Here is a 15818-nt window from a genome sequence, read left to right as displayed (position 1 = left end):
CGGGCGTACGTCTCGACGTGGTACTCCGGCGCGCCCGACCAGCATCAGCAAGGCGGCGTGGCGTTCCTCGCCGATTTCCCGGTCAATTGCTGTGGCGGGTTTGCGACATGGAAGAAATCCGCCACGCTCAATCAGTTGCCTCGGTCGGTGCTGAGCCCGAAAGTATCTGCTGATACGGCAAGTACTTCTTTGTTGCGACGAGCAGGAGGCACTCATGCATCCACCTCGCCACATTCACGGCGAAACCGAAAAAATGGTATTTCAGGAGGCCTGGCGATGAGGCGTTTTGGGCGCCGACTGGCCGCCTCTGTCGTTGGCATCACCGCCATCGGGATGGTCATATCGACCCCCTCGGCGATTGCCGTCAGCCCAACCCCCGCCCCCTCTACCCCTGCAGCCCTCAACCAGATCCAGCCCGCTTCGGTCGACGGCGACCTTCTCCGCGCTGCCGCCGGAACTCGGGCAAAGCTGTCACTGACGCTGGTGACTGGCGACAAGGTGCAGATCGGTCTCACCGCGGACGGGAAGCCGGTTGTCCACAAGATCGAGCCGGCGCCGCGGCCCGGGAACGAGTCGGTACTCTTCCAAACCATCACCAGGAGCGGCCAGCTCTACGTCGTCCCGGACGACGCGTTGCCGCTGCTCAGTGCCGACCTGCTGGACTGGGAGCTCTTCAACCTCGCCAAGCTGGCCGATTGGGCGGCCGAGGGTACGACCGGTGAGGTCCCGGCGATCGCCGCGTACACCGGAAAGACCAGCCCCCGGACGGCGCCCACCGCCGCCGGTACCAAGGCCAAGAGCGTCCTGAAGAGCATCAACGCCCGCTCGATGACCATCAAGGGCAACGGCCAGTGGTGGCGAGAGGTACGGGAGAAGAGCGCCGGCAAGTCCGCCTCCGCCGCTCGGGCCGCCGGTCCGCTGGCCGGAGTGCAAAAGGTGTGGCTGAACGAGCTGGCGAAGATTCAGCTCGACAAGTCCGTACCGCAGATCGGCGCGCCCGCCGCCTGGAGCCGCGGCTATGACGGTTCGAACGTGAAGGTCGCGGTGCTGGACAGCGGCATCGATGCCACCCACCCCGATCTCGCCGACCGGATCGCCGAGGCGGTTGACTTCACCAACAGCCCGAAGGGTCCGGTGGACGAACACGGACACGGTACCCATGTGGCGTCCACGATCGCCGGCACCGGACAGGCCTCCGACGGGCTGCGTCGAGGTGTGGCGCCTGGTGCGAAGCTGCTCATCGGCAGAGTCTGCGGTCCGGACGGCTCGTGCCCTAGCGACGGGATCATCGCCGGCATGGAGTGGGCCGCCAAGTCCGGTGCCGATGTGGTGAACATGAGCCTCGGTGGCCCGCCCTCCGACGGAACGGACGCGCTGAGCCAGTCGGTCAACAAGCTCAGCAAGGACTACGGCACCCTGTTCGTCATCGCCGCGGGCAACAACGGCCCGACCGCCAAGACGGTCGGGTCGCCAGGTTCCGCCGACGAGGCGCTGACGGTCGCGGCCGTGGACAAGAGCGACCAGATGGCCCCCTTCTCCAGCCGCGGACCTCGGATCGGGGACGGCGGGGCCAAGCCGGACATCGCGGCTCCGGGCGTCGCCATCACCGCCGCCCGCGCCAAGGGCACCGCGATGGGTAAGACCGTGGACGACTACTACACGACCGCCAGCGGCACTTCCATGGCCACCCCCCATATGGCCGGCGCCGCGGCGATCATCGCCCAGCAGCACCCGGACTTCACCGGGCGGCAGATCAAGGCGCTGCTGATGGCCACCGCCAAGGACCTCGGGCACGACCTGTACTCGCAGGGCGCCGGCCGGGTGGACGTGGCCCGTGCGATCGATCCGAAGATCATCCCGGACGGGAACCTGAACTTCGGCCGATTCGAATACCCGCACTCGTCGGCGTCCAAGACGGTCACCTACACCAACTGGACCGACGAGCCGATCACGCTCACGCTTTCCGCCTCGGCCTCCTCCTCGGGCAAGCCCGCGCCGGCGGGGCTGCTCACGCTCAGCGCCGACCAGGTGACCGTGCCCGCCAAGGGGTCGGCCGACGTGACGGTGACCCTGGACGGCAAGGTGGCGGAAGGTGCCGGGCAGTACGGCGGATACACAGGCGCCCTGACCGCCAAGGACAGCACGGGGACGACGCTGGGAACGTCGCGGCTCTCGGCGTTCTTGGAGCCGATCCGTCACGACCTGACCATCAAGGTCATTCCTCCGGCCGGCGCCACCGACATCCGGTACGGCAACGCGCTGATCGTCCCGATGAACGAGGACAAGCTGGGCCTTTACGAGGACGCGATGGTGGCACCGGGTGGCGAGACGACCAAGGCCAGGGTCTTCGCCGGCACGGTCGCGGCGGGCCTCGCGATGTCGTGGCGGGACGCGGCCGGTGAGCTGCACCGGGCCGCACCGATGGCACCGCAGGTGCAGATCACCGGGGCGACCACGGTGGAGCTGGACTTGCGGAAGGCCAAGCCGGTCAGGGTGAACGCCACGGAGCCGACGGAGACATACCGCGCGGCCTTCAAATACCAGCGGACCTCTGTGGACAGCAATTGGGGGCTTGCCGGAGCGCTGGGCACCGAATACGGTCCCGATGAACCGAACTGGTGGGTACTGCCGACCAGCGAGGTGAGCCTCGGCACGCTCACCTTCAACAGCCGCCATGTCCTGGTACCGCCGTCAGTAACGATGAAGGTCACGGGAAACGGTGACTCCTTCGACCTGGACGCCCGCTACGCGACGCCGGACACCTCCATCCACGGCGGGACCCAGGGATGGAAGGAAGACGGGAAGAACCAGGTCCGCTCCGTGCGGTTGACGATCCCCCGACTGCCCACCAACGGGCAGAAGCCCGTGGTCTACGCGGGCACCGGCTCGGCCGAGGAGCTCGCCAAGGTCGACGCGAAGGGTGCGCTGGTGCTGTTGCGGCCGACCGACATCTGCAAGACGACCTGCAACTTCACCGCACTCCGTGAGCGAGTGGCGGCGGCTGCCGCGGCGGCTGCCGCGGCGGGTGCGGTCGGGGTGCTGGTGGCCGGCGGGACCGATCGGGTCACCCTGGAGTCGTACGGGACCCGGAACTACCAGTGCGGGAACGGTCCGGACGGCTGCCCGCCGGTCGAGCCGTACGCAGCGTTGCCGATCGTGACCGTACCCCCGGCCGGGGCCGCCACGCTGATCCAGCGGATCGGGGACGGGGCGAAGCCCGGCGTCCAGGTCGAACTCGGCGGTAACAGCGAGGTGTCGAAGAGCTACGCGCTGACGTTCAGCACCAGCGGTCGGATCCCCGCCAGCCTGCCGCACCAGGTCCTGCCCGAGGAGCTCGACCGTGTCGACCACCGTATCCACGCTGACCGGCCCGGGGTGACTACCTACTTCGGCTGGAGCCGGACCACCGACGCCGGCCCGGTTGTAGCGGAGATGGACCTGCCCAAGCCGGCCAGCCAACGGCAGCTCACCACGTGGGTCACGCGGGACGACAACGCGGTCGACACATTTGAGCTGGCCACCAGGCATTACATCGCGCCGTCCGTGCTGAGTGGAACGGGCGCAGGCGAAACTCAGGACCTGGCGCTCGACAGGAAGAACACGATCGACTGGAGCACGGGTCCGTCCCTGCCCGGTGCGGTGCCCCAGGTCCGCACCAAGTCGGGCTTCACCAGCAGCGCCGGCCTGCCGTGCGCCGGCTGCCGGGAGGCCGACCGGTTCTGGCCGACCATGTACCTGACCGGCAGCGGAGGCGCTCGCCAGGCCGTGATCGGCATGGCCAACGAAACGCCATTGTTCCCGCTCCTCTATGGGATGCAAACCTGTACCACCTGCGACGTCAGCCTCTCCAACCAGGCCGGCGACGAACTCGAGCAACGGCTCGTCCCGCTCGAGTTCGCCTTCCAGCTCGGCGAGCCCGGCAACGCGCCGGACCTGGTGTCGGGGAGCAAGCAGTGATGACCGAAGTGAGGAAGGAGACCGGTCCGATGAACGCGACCGCGCCATCGAGGTGGCGCCGGACAGTGAATCTGGCGGCGCTGACAGCCGTAGCGGTGCTTGCGGTGGCGGGTTGCGGTAGTGCTGACGTCATCGTGTATGACCTGCCTGCGCAATCAGCCCGCTACTCGTACGAGGCGGAAACCAACGGGGTCAAGACCGTGTGGGAGTACACGTCCGACCGGCCGACCAAGCCTGACGCGCCGACGTCGCAGCCGTGCATCGCGGACGCCATCGTCAAGGATCCAGGTGCGTGCCGTCCGGAGCCGTTGATCTTCCTGCGGTACGACCTGGGCCTGGAACTGGACAACACCGCCAAGGCCGACGGCATGCACCCCATCACCGTCACCGGCTACTACCAGGATCGGCTCAGCAAGCCACCGACCGTGACCAAGCTGCGGGTCGAGGCCAGCGTCGACGGCGGCAAGACCTGGCAGCCGGCAATGACCAAGGCCGACGGGCAGAACACGTTCACCGCGCAAATCAAGCACCCGAAGCGTGACGAGGCTCCCGGAGGAGTCGGACTGCGGATCACCGCGACCGACAGTGCGGGGGACACCGTCAAGCAGACGATTCCCAAGGCGTACCAACTGCGCTGAGGTGAACCGCTGAAGCGGTGAACCAACCTGGAGGGGGTCGCGGCCGGGGCGAGACGTGAGTTTCGCCCCGGCCGTCTCTCGCGATTTCGTGGAGGAGCATCATGCTGTCAGACGTGCTGGGGCTGACCCCCGAAGAGGCAGAGACCTACCACACCCTGATCTCGGTAGCCTCCGCCACTTCCGCCGAACTCGCCGAACTCGTCGGCTGCGACGCCCGCCAGGTGGTGCGCGTCCTCGGCATCCTCGAAGACCGTGGGCTCGCCGCGCGCAGCCTCGGGGACACCACCCGGTTCGTGGCCTCCCCGCCGGCGGCGGCACTACGGGCCGTCCTGGTCCAGCGACAGAACGAGCTCAAGCTGGCGGAACTCGAACTCGACTCCCTCGACGAGATCTATCGCGCGGCCACCCTCGGGCGCGGCGTCGCGGACGTCGTCGACGTGATCCACGGCAGCGAGGCCATCCGTGAGCGCGTCGGGCGCATACAACTCGGCGCACGGAAAGAGGTCATGAATTTCGCGAAGGCGCCGGTCTTTTCGACCGGCAACATGACCGACGGCTCGGTCATCGCGCGCGGTGTGCGTTACCGCGTGATACTCGAACGCGCGATGCTCGACGGGGGAGCCCCGTCGTTCGACGAGATCGTCCAGGCGCGGGCCGCAGGAGAGGAGGTCCGAATCGCTGAGACGCTGCCACTGAAACTCTTCATCGTGGACCGCGAGTTCGCCGTTGTTCCGCTCATCGGTTCAGCCAATGCCGCAAAGTCGGGAGCCCTGCTCATACACGAGAGCAGCCTGCTCGACGCGCTGATAGCACTGTTCGAGTCCGAATGGGAGAGGGCGATGCAATTTGTCACCACTGCAGGTACCTTGGGGAACGCGCCCGCCATCGATGACCTGGATGCACAAATCCTCAGCCTGTCGCTGACGGGCCTCACCGACCAAGCGATCGCCACCCAACTGCGCACCTCCCTGCGGACGGTGCAGCGCCGGATCCGGTACCTGATGGACGGCGCGAAGGTGCACAATCGCATGCAGCTGGGCTTCCAGGCGGCCCGGCTGGGCTGGCTCGAAGCCGAGCGAGACGGCAACCGGATCATATGAGGCCACCGACACTGCGGCGCGTGGTCGTACCTGGGAGCGCCGCCGACCCCACCCCGCGCTCAGCACCCCTGGCCTCGCTCGATGCGGGTCACATAACGGGGCGTCGGAATGGGCCCGGCACGATCGCGCACTTGGACGCTGCCCCGGGCGGCTGAGCACGAAGGTCCACCTGATCAGCGGGCGGTCCACCCTTCCGCCGGCCCTCACCGCAGGCCAGGCCGACGACGTATCCGCCGTGACGGCGCACCGTCTTCGCGGCTGTATGTGCAGGCCCTGCGCAGGGTCCCCCGGGTGGAGCCGGGCGGGACCGCACAGACGCGGCCCCCTCCTCACCGGCAGGCCGGTTTCCCGGCGGTCGCTTCGTTCGCGAGGGCCAGGCACAGTTCCGCGTGCAGTTGTTCCGCCTCGGCCAGGCTCATGCGGAGCCGTCCGTCGCCGTGGTGTTCGCCGTCCCGGACGATCCACAGCGGGAGCTCCAGGGCTGCCGGGGCCGTCTCGTACGGGTTCTCGATGCGGCGGATGCGCCGCCCGGGGATCCGGTCGAGCCGCCATCCGCGTGCGGGATCGTATGCGTTGTTCGTCATGAGTGGTATCTCCTGTCTCAGGTTGCCACGATCACCTGCATCTTCGTAGTCACGCAGCTGCGTTGGGCAGTGGCGACACTTTTTCAACGCAGCTTGAGAACAAGGGAGTTCGAGCCCAGTCATGCATGGATGAACGGCTTCGGCAAACTCCGACGCTGCACCGAGAAGCGCAGCCAGGTCGTCTGCCTCTCCCTCTACCTGTCCGCCACGATCGTCACGCTCCGTATGGTCATCCGCCGTGCCACCCAGCTCTACCGCTGGGACGGCTGCCCGACCACCAAGAGGCTCAAGTGACGCCTGTTGCCGGGTAGTCCAACGAACGCCACAGATCGATCATCGACGGATTTCGGCCAAGTTGGCGACGCGTACATGACGGGTCCCCATCAAAGCTGGCACGCTTCCAACCAGTCGTCGCAGAGCACCCTGCAAACGCACGCGCACCACGCGATGCGGCGATCACGTCGGACACCGTCCGACCCACTCGCACCTCCAGCTCTACCGGGCGGCAACACCCCCGCCTGCCCGGCTGACTCCGGCCGTACACACCTGGCCGCCGCAGAAGGAGTTCCGTGTGACTCGATCCCCCCGAAAGACCGTCGCCGCGAGCGCGTTGATAGCCGGCGCCGCGATGATCGCGGCCGCGCTGCCGTCCGGTGTCGCCACCGCCAGCACCACGAGCCAGGCCCCGGCCAAGGCCCGCGCCGGCGCACTGCCGGTGCAGTTGTCGCCGTCGCAGCGTGGCGAGTTGCTGGCCGCGGCGAACGAGTCCCGGGCGGCGACCGCCAGGTCGCTGCACCTGAGATCGAAGGAGGCGCTGATCGTCAAGTCCGTCCTGAAGGACGCGGACGGCAGCCTCCACACCCGCTACGAGCGGACCTTCGCCGGGCTGCCGGTCCTGGGCGGCGACCTGGTCGTCCACACCGCCGCGAACGGCTCCGCCAAGGGCGTCACCAAGGCCACCAACGCGACCATCACCGTCGCCTCCACCACCGCGGCCAAGAGCGCCGGCTCCGCGAAGACCTTCGCGCTGGGCCGCGCCAAGGCCAAGCACGTCGCGAAGGCGACGGCCGGCACCGCCCGCAAGGTCGTCTGGGCCGCGTCCGGCACCCCGACCCTGGCCTGGGAGACGGTGGTCGGCGGCACCCAGGCCGACGGCACCCCCTCCGAACTGCACGTCATCACCGACGCCACCACCGGCAAGAAGCTCTTCGAGTACCAGGGCATCGAGACCGGCGTCGGCGACAGCATGTACTCCGGCCAGGTCACCATCGGCACCACGTCGGCCGACGGCAGTTACTCGATGACCGACGCCACCCGCGGCGGCCACAAGACCTACGACCTCAACGGCGGCAGCTCAGGCACCGGCACGCTGTTCACCGACCCGGACGACACCTGGGGCGACGGCACCACCAGCAACCGGCAGACCGCCGGCGTGGACGCCGCCTACGGCGCCCAGCTCACCTGGGACTACTACAAGGACGTCCACGGCCGCAACGGCATCAAGAACGACGGCGTCGGCGCCTACTCACGCGTCCACTACGGCAACGCCTACGTCAACGCGTTCTGGTCCGACGCCTGCTTCTGCATGACCTACGGCGACGGCATGGGCAACAACAAGCCGCTCACCTCCATCGACGTCGGCGCCCACGAGATGACCCACGGCATCACCTCCAACACCGCGGGCCTGATCTACCGCGGCGAGTCCGGCGGCCTGAACGAGGCCACCTCCGACATCTTTGCCGCCGCCGTCGAGTTCTACGCCGACAACGCCGACGACCCCGGCGACTACCTCGTCGGCGAGAAGATCGACATCCGCGGCAACGGCACCCCGCTGCGCTACATGGACAAGCCCTCCCAGGACGGCAAGTCCGCCGACGCCTGGTACTCCGGCCTCGGCTCCATCGACGTCCACTACTCCTCCGGCCCGGCCAACCACTGGTTCTACCTGGCCTCCGAGGGCAGCGGCGCCAAGACCGTCAACGGCGTGAACTACGACTCCCCGACCTCCGACGGCCTGCCGGTGACCGGGATCGGCCGGGACGCCGCCGCCAAGATCTGGTACAAGGCCCTCACCACCTACATGACCTCGTCCACCGACTACGCCGGTGCCCGCACCGCCACCCTCCAGGCCGCCGCCGACCTGTACGGGCTGGGCAGCGAAACCTACATCAACGCCGCCAACGCCTGGGCCGCCATCAACGTCGGCCCCCGCATCGTCGACGGCATCCTGCTGACCAACCCCGGCGCCCAGACCAGCGCGGTCGACACCCCCGCCAGCCTCCAGATCCAGGCCACCAGCTTCAACCCCGGTACCCCCGTCTACTTCGCCGAGGGCCTCCCCGACGGCCTGAGCCTCCACCCCTTCACCGGCCTCATCACCGGCACCCCCACCACGCCGGGCACCAGCAACGTCACCGTCACCGTCAGAAGCTCCATGAACTCCACCACCACGGCGACCTTCACCTGGAAGGTCGCCAGGGGCATCGTCGAGAACACCACCAACGTGCCGATCCCGGACGGGGGGGGCGCCGCGGTCTTCTCGGACATCGACGTCACCGGGCTCTCGGGCCAGGCGCCGAGCGACCTCAAGGTGGGCGTGGACATCAAGCACACCTGGCGCGGTGACCTGGTCATCAACCTGGTCGCCCCCGACGGCATGCTGTACCCGCTGAAGAAGAGCAACTTGTCCGACTCGGCCGACAACGTGATCGAAACCTACACGGTGGACGCCTCCAGCCAGGTCGCCAACGGCACCTGGAGGCTCCAGGTCCAGGACATGTACCGCGGCGACACGGGCTACATCGACAGCTGGAAGCTCATCTTCTAAGAGCGTCCGGCAGTAGGAGCGCACCGGCGATCGGAAGGTGCCCCGGATGAAGAGCAGGCACGAGCCGCGGTGATCGCGGAGTTCTCTGAGCTCAGCGATCACCGGAAGGCTCGTGCCTGTCCTCGCCCCCGTGGTCGGGACTGGCGGCAGTCCATGGACCGCTTTCGTCGAGTTCGTACGCGACCGCGGGTAAGCCCGCCCGGCCGGCGAGAGGCCGAACCTCTCGCAGCGGCGGTCCATGCCCATCGATTTCCGCGCCTGGGCCCGGGTCTATGCGTTCTTCCGCCGGTGGCGCGAGCACGGCCGGGTCAAGGAGTTCCACGACCGGCTGCGCGGGCGAGTCCGCATCGCAGAGGGCCGCCGGGCGGAGCCGACCGCGGGAATCATCGATGCGCAGTCGGTGAAGGCTGCCGCGTCGGTGCCCTCCGCCTCATGCGGGTACGACGGCGGCAAGAAGATCAACGGATCGAAGCGGCACGTGATCGTGGACAGTCTCGACCTGCTGCTGATGCTCTGGGTCACTCCGGCCGATGGCACCGACCGCGGCGCCGCTCGCAGCATGCTGCCCCAACTGGCCGCCCGAGCTCGTACGCATGCCCAGCCGGCCGGTCATGGAGCGAGCGCCGGCAGGCCCTCTCCCGGACAAGGTCGAGCCAGGCCCCGCGCTGCCGGGTATCGAGGTCGGCCCAGGCGCCGGATGTCTCCGGCGGCCCGGCGAGCGGCCGGACGTATTGCGGAACTGGCGTGGAGAGCTTGCCTTCCAGCTCTGGCTCGATCAGATCCGCCCCGCGCGCGGACAGACGCCAAGCGCTGACGGTGACCCACAGCAGCCGCTCGGCAGGCGGCTCGCCCCGGTTGTTTTCGGCGGGGTGAACGCGAGCCACTCGGGCAACGAGAACGAGGGCCGTCCTGCTGCGTTCGTGCTGGGGATGGACACCGTGCAGGTCGTGATCGGCAACGAGATGGGCGCCCGCAGCCGTCACAGCTGCCTTGGCCGGAGCTACGGTCCTTATCGGAGGCTGACGAACCTCGTCGTTGCGACTCTCTTCGGGAACCAACTGGTAACGCTGGATAGCCAGACGCAGTCTTGTCCAGGCTTCCGCGGCAAGAACATAACGTTCCGTCGTCCCCGGCTGATGCGTTCTGCCACTGGACGGCGACTTTGATGTGCGACTCCACCCTTAGGCCGGGACGACTCCTCCTGGATGGACGACATCCACCTGGAGACCCTGGAAATGGTGCTGGAACAAAACGAACAGGACGCCCAGCTACTGGGGGGCGAACACGTCTCCGGCCCCGCCGCCGAAGAGTACCGCCACCGCGTACGGACGCGCGCCCGGTTCGCCGGACGCGTCGTCACCGCAGACAGGAGCGTGGAGCGCTTGCTCGACCGGACGAATCCGAACATCCTTCACGGCGAGGCCATGACCTGCGTGTGGCGGAGTGAGACAGCCGCCCGCCGCAAGGCGCGGCTCGACGCCGGGCTTCCTGCGGAAGACGGGCCCAACGATGGGGAGTGCCGGTTGAGCTGCACACGCCGCTGCCTGTTCGGCGCTGATGCGGCTCTACAGCGTTTATCGGGTCTGTCGGTTCTTTCGGCACTTCCCTGATCGCCGCCGCTTGATGCAAAGAGGTGCCGGATTTCATACAGTCTCCTGCGCGATCAGGACGTGTGCGAGAGCCGTGTCGAGGATGCGGCGTAGGTGGGCTGGTGTGGGTGCGACGGCGGTGGCAAGCAGTGCTGGCCCGTCGGCGAGAGGGGTGAGGACGGCGCATCCCTCCTCTGGGTCGTCACCGATGAGAAACGGCTTCTGGTCTGCAGCTAGTTGGGGGTGCACGACGAGGAGTTGTCCGGCGGTGCGGTGCCCGCCCAGGACTGCCGGGCCGTCCCACGCTGGCGCGGGGCCACCGTAGGCAGTGTGCTGGTCAAGGAGCAGTCGGCCGTCGCGCCGCACTGTCAGGCGGGTGGAGAGATGACCGGGGGGCTCCGCTGTGCGGCCGAGGAGCTGTTCCTCCCGCAACAGCAGGCGGGAGGTGGAGGTGAGTTCCACGGTGTAGGACTGGTGCAGGGTGCTGCCTCGGGTGCTGATCAACGGCTTCGGCAGCCAGTTCAGGGATGCGTTCTCGCCGACGGTGAGCCGGACGTCGTAGGTGGCGGGGGCGGTGGTGGAGCCGCGCAGGGCGATGGTGGCGGCTGCCGTGGTCACCTCCAGTTCGGCTCGCGCTTCGGCCACGATGTCGAGTGCGAGGCGGTCCCCGCCGAGCGGTGCGCTCATGGCCCCGATCACGCTGACCCGCGCCTGCCCGTCGCGGGTTCGCAGCCGGCGCAGGTGGAAGGGACCGTCGCTGTGCAGAAGCGGGAGCGTCGTGGCGCGGCCGTTGTGGGCGGCTCGGATACGGGCGGTGGCGCGGACGCCGGTGGGGTGAGGGACGGTCGGGTGGGTGCCGGGCGTGTGCGCCTGAACCGCACAGGGCGCCTCGTCCGGCAGCCCGTTGTCCGTTGCGCCTCCTTCGGCCTTCGGTCGGGTCCCGGCCGGTGTCGGTGGCGCGGCCGGCAGTTGCGTGGTGCCGGTCACGCGGCGGCCCCGGCACGCCACGCGGTAAGACGCCCGGTGACCCAGTCGGCGACCGGACGGATCCCGTCGGCCGAGGCGAGGCTGGTGAATGCGACCGGCAGAGCGCCGCGCTGCTTCTTCGCGTCGGCCGCCATGGTGTCCAGGTCGGCTCCGACATACGGCGCGAGGTCGGTTTTGTTGACCACGAGGAGGTCGGCGGTGGTGATGCCGGGGCCGCCCTTGCGCGGGATGTCGTCGCCGCTGGCCACGTCGATCACGAACACTTGAGTGTCGACGAGTCCGCGCGAGAAGGTGGCGGTGAGGTTGTCTCCTCCGGACTCGATGAGGATCAGGTCCAGCGGCTGCAGCGTCTGCTCCAACTGCTCGACCGCTTCGAGGTTGGCGGAGATGTCGTCACGGATCGCGGTGTGCGGGCAGGCACCGGTCTCCACGGCGGTAATCCGATCTGGCGGCAGCACAGCCTCGCGGCGCAGGAACTCGGCATCCTCGCGTGTGTAGATGTCGTTGGTGACCACGGCGATGGACAACCGGTCCCGCAGCGCACGGCACAGCGCGGCGACGGTCGCAGTCTTGCCTGAGCCTACGGGCCCGCCGAGCCCGACCCGCAGCGCGCGGCGGCTGCCGTCGGGACGCAACGCATCGGCGCTGAAGGTGTAGCGGTGGGGCATGGTCGTGGGGTGGTCGAGGTGCATGGTGGCTCCAGCAGGAAGAGGCAGGTCAGGATGCGAAGAGACGGAGGCTCCAGGCGGCGTGTTGCTCGCCGGTGATGTCCAGCAGCGGAGAGGACGCGGCGGGCAGCACGCCGATACCGTCGGCGGCGACCCGATCAGCCGCGTCGGCTGCGGATCGGGCGACGTCGTCGAGTTCACCGGCGAGCCGTGCCAGTAGGGCGGTCGCGTCGAACGGGTCGAGGCTCAGCAGCCGTACCGCCGCGGTCGCCGGCCCGCTGACGTTTTCGTACGCGGCGCACTGCGCGACGTCGAAAGGCGTCAGGCCGGCGGCGCGGGCCGCGACGCCGAGGACGACCGGCTGGTGCGCTCCCTGCGGCCGGTCGCGGGCGAGCCGGTCGAGGTCGGCTGAGGGCCAGGTGGCACGGGCCGCGCGCATCATCTGTCGGCCCAACCTGCGCGCGACCTGCCGCAGCGCGGGCATGGGCGTACGGGCGTCGGCGGCCTCGTCGATGGCAAGGGGGTCGTGTCCGGTGGCCGCTGCGGCGGCGAGCCCGGCCGCCGTCAGCCCGGCGGTGTGCAGGCGCCCCCGGCAGAACGCCTCCAGACTTGCGGTGTCGTACACGCTTTGAGAGGCGACCGCGGCCTCCATACCGCCGGAGTGGGCATGCCCACCGGCGGGAAAGCGTCCATCGGCCAGGACGAGCAGGGCAGCACGGCTCATGAGGTCAGCGGCCCGCCTTTCACAGGGACAGGCGGCCCGGCGAGAAGGCGCGGCCGGGCCGGCGAGGGGGATCAGAACAGGAAGTACCGCTGGGCCATGGGGAGTTCGCTGGCGTAGTGCCGTCCGATCAGTTGCCCGTCCACCGTGGTGCGTACGTCCGAGGTGGTGGCACCGCCGATGGTGACGTCGAAGGTGTCGGGGTCGATGACGATCTCCGGCAGGCCGTCGTTGTGCACCATGTCGGCCTTGGTCACCTCGCGGGTGGACTTGATCGCGCGCAGCGGCTTGAGCAGGCCGATCCGGGACAACTCGCCGTCGACGGCCGGCTCCGAGACGAAGTTGAAGGAGTTGGTCTTCGGGGACCGGCCACTGAACCCCCACACCGGACGCGGCAGGAACGGCTGCGGCGTCGGAATCGAGGCGTTGGCGTCACCGACCTGCGCGTACGCGATCTGGCCTGCCTTGATGACCATGTGCGGCTTCACACCGAAGAACTTCGGTTCCCACAGCACCAGGTCCGCCAGCTTGCCCACCTCGACGGAACCGACCTCGTCGTCGATGCCGTGGGTGATGGCCGGGTTGATCGTGTACTTGGCGATGTAGCGCCGGGCCCGGAAGTTGTCTGCCTTGGCGTCGTCCTCGCGCAGGTGTCCGTAGCGGGACTTCATGACGTGCGCGGTCTGCCAGGTCCGCATGATCATCTCGCCGATGCGCCCCATGGCCTGCGCGTCGGAGGACATCATCGAGATGGCGCCCATGTCGTGCAGCAGGTCCTCGGCAGCCATGGTGGAGGGTCGGATCCGCGAGTCGGCGAACGCCATGTCCGCCTTGATCTCGGGATTGAGGTGGTGGCAGACGATCATCATGTCGACGTGTTCCTTGACGGTGTTGACCGTCAGGGGCCGGGTCGGATTCGTCGAGGCGGGCAGCACACTCGGCTCGCCCACCAAACTGATCATGTCGGGTGCATGACCGCCGCCGGCGCCTTCGACGTGGAAGACGTGCAAGCTGCGGTACTTGATCTCCGTGGTCTTGCAGCGTTTCTTGGTCGCGGCGAGTGTGTGGCGCACGAACCCGGACTCGTTCAGCGAGTCGGCGTGCAGGGCGACCTGGACACCGGTCTCCTCGCAGACCCTCAGCGCCGCGTCGATCACCGCGGGCGTGGCACCCCAATCCTCGTGGATCTTGAAACCGAGAGCGCCGGCGGCGACCTGGTCGCGCAGCGCCTTCTCTGAGACCGTGCTGCCCTTGGCGAGCAGCCCGATGTTGACCGGATAGGAGTCCAGCGCCTCGAACATCCGCTGGAGGTGCCACTTGCCGGGCGTCACAGTGGTGGCCGTACTGCCCTCCGCAGGCCCGGTGCCGCCGCCGATCAGCGTGGTCACACCCGACGCGAGTGCTTCGTGGATCTGCCCGGGGCACAAGAAGTGCACGTGGGTATCGACACCGCCTGCGGTCAGGATCCGCCCGTTGCCGGAGATCACCTCCGTCTCGGGCCCGACGACGAAGTCCGACGCACGTGCGTCGTTGTGGGGCGCCGGCGACATCGTCTCGGGGTTGTACGCCTTGCCGATCGCCTGGATCCGCCCGTCGCGCAGACCGACGTCGGCCTTCACCACGCCCCAGTGGTCCAGGATGAGCGCACCGGTGATCACCGTGTCCACCGGTGCGCGGTGATCGTCCCGCGGGATGTGCGACTGGCCCATCGACTCGCGGATCACCTTGCCGCCGCCGAAGATCATCTCGTCGCCGCTGCGGCCGGGCCCGCCGCACCAGTCCGCATCGATCCGGACGACCAGGTCGGTGTCGGCGAGCCGGACCCGGTCGCCGGCCGTCGGACCGTAGAGGTCGGCGTAATCGGACCGCTGCAACGGGCCCGGAGGCTGTTCAGTCTGACTGCCCATCGAGGTGCATCTCCTCTTCGCTCTTCCCGGCCTGAAGTCCCCTGACGATGCGGTCCCCCCCGATGGGCACCAGCCACACGGTGCGCTTGTCACCGGGCTCGAAGCGTTCCGACGTCCCGGAGGGGATGTGCAGCCGCATGCCGCGTGCCACATCGCGGTCGAAGACGAGACCCTCGTTGACCTCGGCGAGGTGAAAGTGGGAGCCGACCTGGACCGGACGGTCCGAGGGGTTGCTCACGGGCAGTTCCACGGGCTCCTGGCCCTTGTTGAACGCCACCGCGAATTCCTCGTCGTCCGGAAGAAGCTCCAGCTTGCCCGGATGGACGTCCACGTCCTCGGCCGGCTCGTCGAAGGGATCGTGAATGGTCACCAGTTTCGTCCCGTCCGGGAACGTCGCCTCGACCTGGACGCTGGCGATCATCTCCGGGACGCCTTCCATGACTTCGTTGCGCGCCAGCACATGGCGGCCGGATTCCATGACCGAGTCCACCGTCGCGCCGACCCGTGCCTCTTCGTACACGTGCGTCGTCAACAGCGCCATGACCTCGGGATAGTTCAGCAGCAGCCCTCGCTCACGGCGCCGCTGGGCGACATCCGCCGCCACATGGACCAGCAGACGTTCCTGCTCATGAGGAGTCAGGTGCATGCAGTCCTCCTTCCTGCTCATCGCTTGACCTGTGCGGCGAAGGCTCACGAGGGCAGCGTGATGCGTGCTGGTGTGCCGGATACCGCAGATTGATCATCGACGGGCAAGGCAAGCGAGACGAGAGAGAAACCCTTTATTATCCCCAATAGGGTGAAATGGAATCATAAGCGGATGATGTCCCGCCGAATGGTGCA

Annotated in this window: 12 protein-coding genes and 1 pseudogene; 7 read left to right on the top strand and 6 right to left on the bottom strand. The window is 68.3% G+C overall.

Annotated elements, in window-relative coordinates; translation table 11 throughout:
* Positions 1-483: 483 nt before the first annotated feature.
* The 3 genes from OH809_RS03310 to OH809_RS03300 all read left to right on the top strand — a co-directional run bounded on the left by OH809_RS03310 (position 484) and on the right by OH809_RS03300 (position 5695).
* Positions 484-3957 carry a S8 family peptidase gene (locus tag OH809_RS03310; protein ID WP_406514832.1) on the top strand — a complete coding sequence of 1158 codons (3474 nt, stop codon included), beginning with the start codon at positions 484-486 and terminating at the stop codon, positions 3955-3957.
* Positions 3957-4595, top strand: coding sequence for a hypothetical protein (locus tag OH809_RS03305; protein ID WP_406424182.1), 639 nt, complete (start codon positions 3957-3959; stop codon positions 4593-4595). The genes OH809_RS03310 and OH809_RS03305 overlap by 1 nt, the downstream gene beginning before the upstream one ends.
* 101 nt (positions 4596-4696) lie before the next feature.
* Positions 4697-5695, top strand: a complete 999-nt coding sequence (locus tag OH809_RS03300) for a helix-turn-helix domain-containing protein (protein WP_406424184.1) — start codon at positions 4697-4699, stop codon at positions 5693-5695.
* Positions 5696-6024: 329 nt separating this feature from the next.
* On the opposite strand, the gene OH809_RS03295 is transcribed toward OH809_RS03300, so the two are convergent.
* Positions 6025-6279, bottom strand: coding sequence for a hypothetical protein (locus tag OH809_RS03295; RefSeq protein WP_406424186.1), 255 nt, complete (start codon positions 6277-6279; stop codon positions 6025-6027).
* 111 nt (positions 6280-6390) lie between these two features.
* Here OH809_RS03295 and OH809_RS03290 point away from each other — a divergent pair.
* The 4 genes and pseudogenes from OH809_RS03290 to OH809_RS03275 form a co-directional block, all read left to right on the top strand.
* A pseudogene (locus tag OH809_RS03290) lies at positions 6391-6573 on the top strand (IS5/IS1182 family transposase); the annotation flags it as partial.
* Positions 6574-6907: 334 nt separating this feature from the next.
* Positions 6908-9106, top strand: coding sequence for a M4 family metallopeptidase (locus OH809_RS03285; protein WP_406425404.1), 2199 nt, complete (start codon positions 6908-6910; stop codon positions 9104-9106).
* Positions 9107-9344: 238 nt separating this feature from the next.
* On the top strand, positions 9345-9920 hold the full coding sequence (locus OH809_RS03280; protein ID WP_406424188.1) for a transposase: 576 nt from the start codon (positions 9345-9347) through the stop codon (positions 9918-9920).
* Positions 9921-10311: 391 nt separating this feature from the next.
* Positions 10312-10716 carry a hypothetical protein gene (locus tag OH809_RS03275; RefSeq protein WP_406424190.1) on the top strand — a complete coding sequence of 135 codons (405 nt, stop codon included), beginning with the start codon at positions 10312-10314 and terminating at the stop codon, positions 10714-10716.
* A 33-nt stretch (positions 10717-10749) separates the two neighbouring features.
* On the opposite strand, the gene OH809_RS03270 is transcribed toward OH809_RS03275, so the two are convergent.
* The 5 genes from OH809_RS03270 to OH809_RS03250 form a co-directional block, all read right to left on the bottom strand.
* Complete coding sequence (locus OH809_RS03270) at positions 10750-11682, bottom strand: urease accessory protein UreD (protein WP_406424193.1); 933 nt, start codon at positions 11680-11682, stop codon at positions 10750-10752.
* Positions 11679-12374 carry an urease accessory protein UreG gene (gene ureG, locus OH809_RS03265; protein WP_406424195.1) on the bottom strand — a complete coding sequence of 232 codons (696 nt, stop codon included), beginning with the start codon at positions 12372-12374 and terminating at the stop codon, positions 11679-11681. The genes OH809_RS03270 and ureG overlap by 4 nt, the downstream gene beginning before the upstream one ends.
* A gap of 25 nt (positions 12375-12399) precedes the next feature.
* On the bottom strand, positions 12400-13074 hold the full coding sequence (locus OH809_RS03260) for an urease accessory protein UreF (protein ID WP_406424197.1): 675 nt from the start codon (positions 13072-13074) through the stop codon (positions 12400-12402).
* Positions 13075-13145: 71 nt separating this feature from the next.
* Entirely contained in the window at positions 13146-14978 is a 1833-nt protein-coding gene (locus tag OH809_RS03255; RefSeq protein ID WP_406424199.1) for an urease subunit alpha, read from the bottom strand.
* Positions 14962-15624: an urease subunit gamma gene (locus tag OH809_RS03250; RefSeq protein ID WP_406424201.1), complete on the bottom strand. Its 663-nt coding sequence runs from the start codon at positions 15622-15624 to the stop codon at positions 14962-14964. Before OH809_RS03250 ends, OH809_RS03255 begins: the two co-directional genes overlap by 17 nt.
* Between the last annotated feature and the right edge of the window lie 194 nt (positions 15625-15818).

It is taken from the genome of Streptomyces sp. NBC_00873 (assembly GCF_045207415.1).
Classification (GTDB): Bacteria; Actinomycetota; Actinomycetes; order Streptomycetales; family Streptomycetaceae; genus Streptomyces.
The sequence above is the reverse complement of the archived record's forward strand: the minus strand, read 5'-3'. Positions and strand labels throughout refer to the sequence as shown.

Coding starts and splice junctions, on each gene's coding strand:
- OH809_RS03305 (WP_406424182.1), top strand. CDS start 3,957: ATGACCGAAGTGAGGAAGGAGACCGGTCCGATGAACGCGACCGCGCCA.
- OH809_RS03300 (WP_406424184.1), top strand. CDS start 4,697: ATGCTGTCAGACGTGCTGGGGCTGACCCCCGAAGAGGCAGAGACCTAC.
- OH809_RS03295 (WP_406424186.1), bottom strand. CDS start 6,279: ATGACGAACAACGCATACGATCCCGCACGCGGATGGCGGCTCGACCGG.
- OH809_RS03285 (WP_406425404.1), top strand. CDS start 6,908: ATGATCGCGGCCGCGCTGCCGTCCGGTGTCGCCACCGCCAGCACCACG.
- OH809_RS03280 (WP_406424188.1), top strand. CDS start 9,345: ATGCCCATCGATTTCCGCGCCTGGGCCCGGGTCTATGCGTTCTTCCGC.
- OH809_RS03275 (WP_406424190.1), top strand. CDS start 10,312: ATGGACGACATCCACCTGGAGACCCTGGAAATGGTGCTGGAACAAAAC.
- ureG (WP_406424195.1), bottom strand. CDS start 12,374: ATGCACCTCGACCACCCCACGACCATGCCCCACCGCTACACCTTCAGC.
- OH809_RS03260 (WP_406424197.1), bottom strand. CDS start 13,074: ATGAGCCGTGCTGCCCTGCTCGTCCTGGCCGATGGACGCTTTCCCGCC.
- OH809_RS03255 (WP_406424199.1), bottom strand. CDS start 14,978: ATGGGCAGTCAGACTGAACAGCCTCCGGGCCCGTTGCAGCGGTCCGAT.
- OH809_RS03250 (WP_406424201.1), bottom strand. CDS start 15,624: ATGCACCTGACTCCTCATGAGCAGGAACGTCTGCTGGTCCATGTGGCG.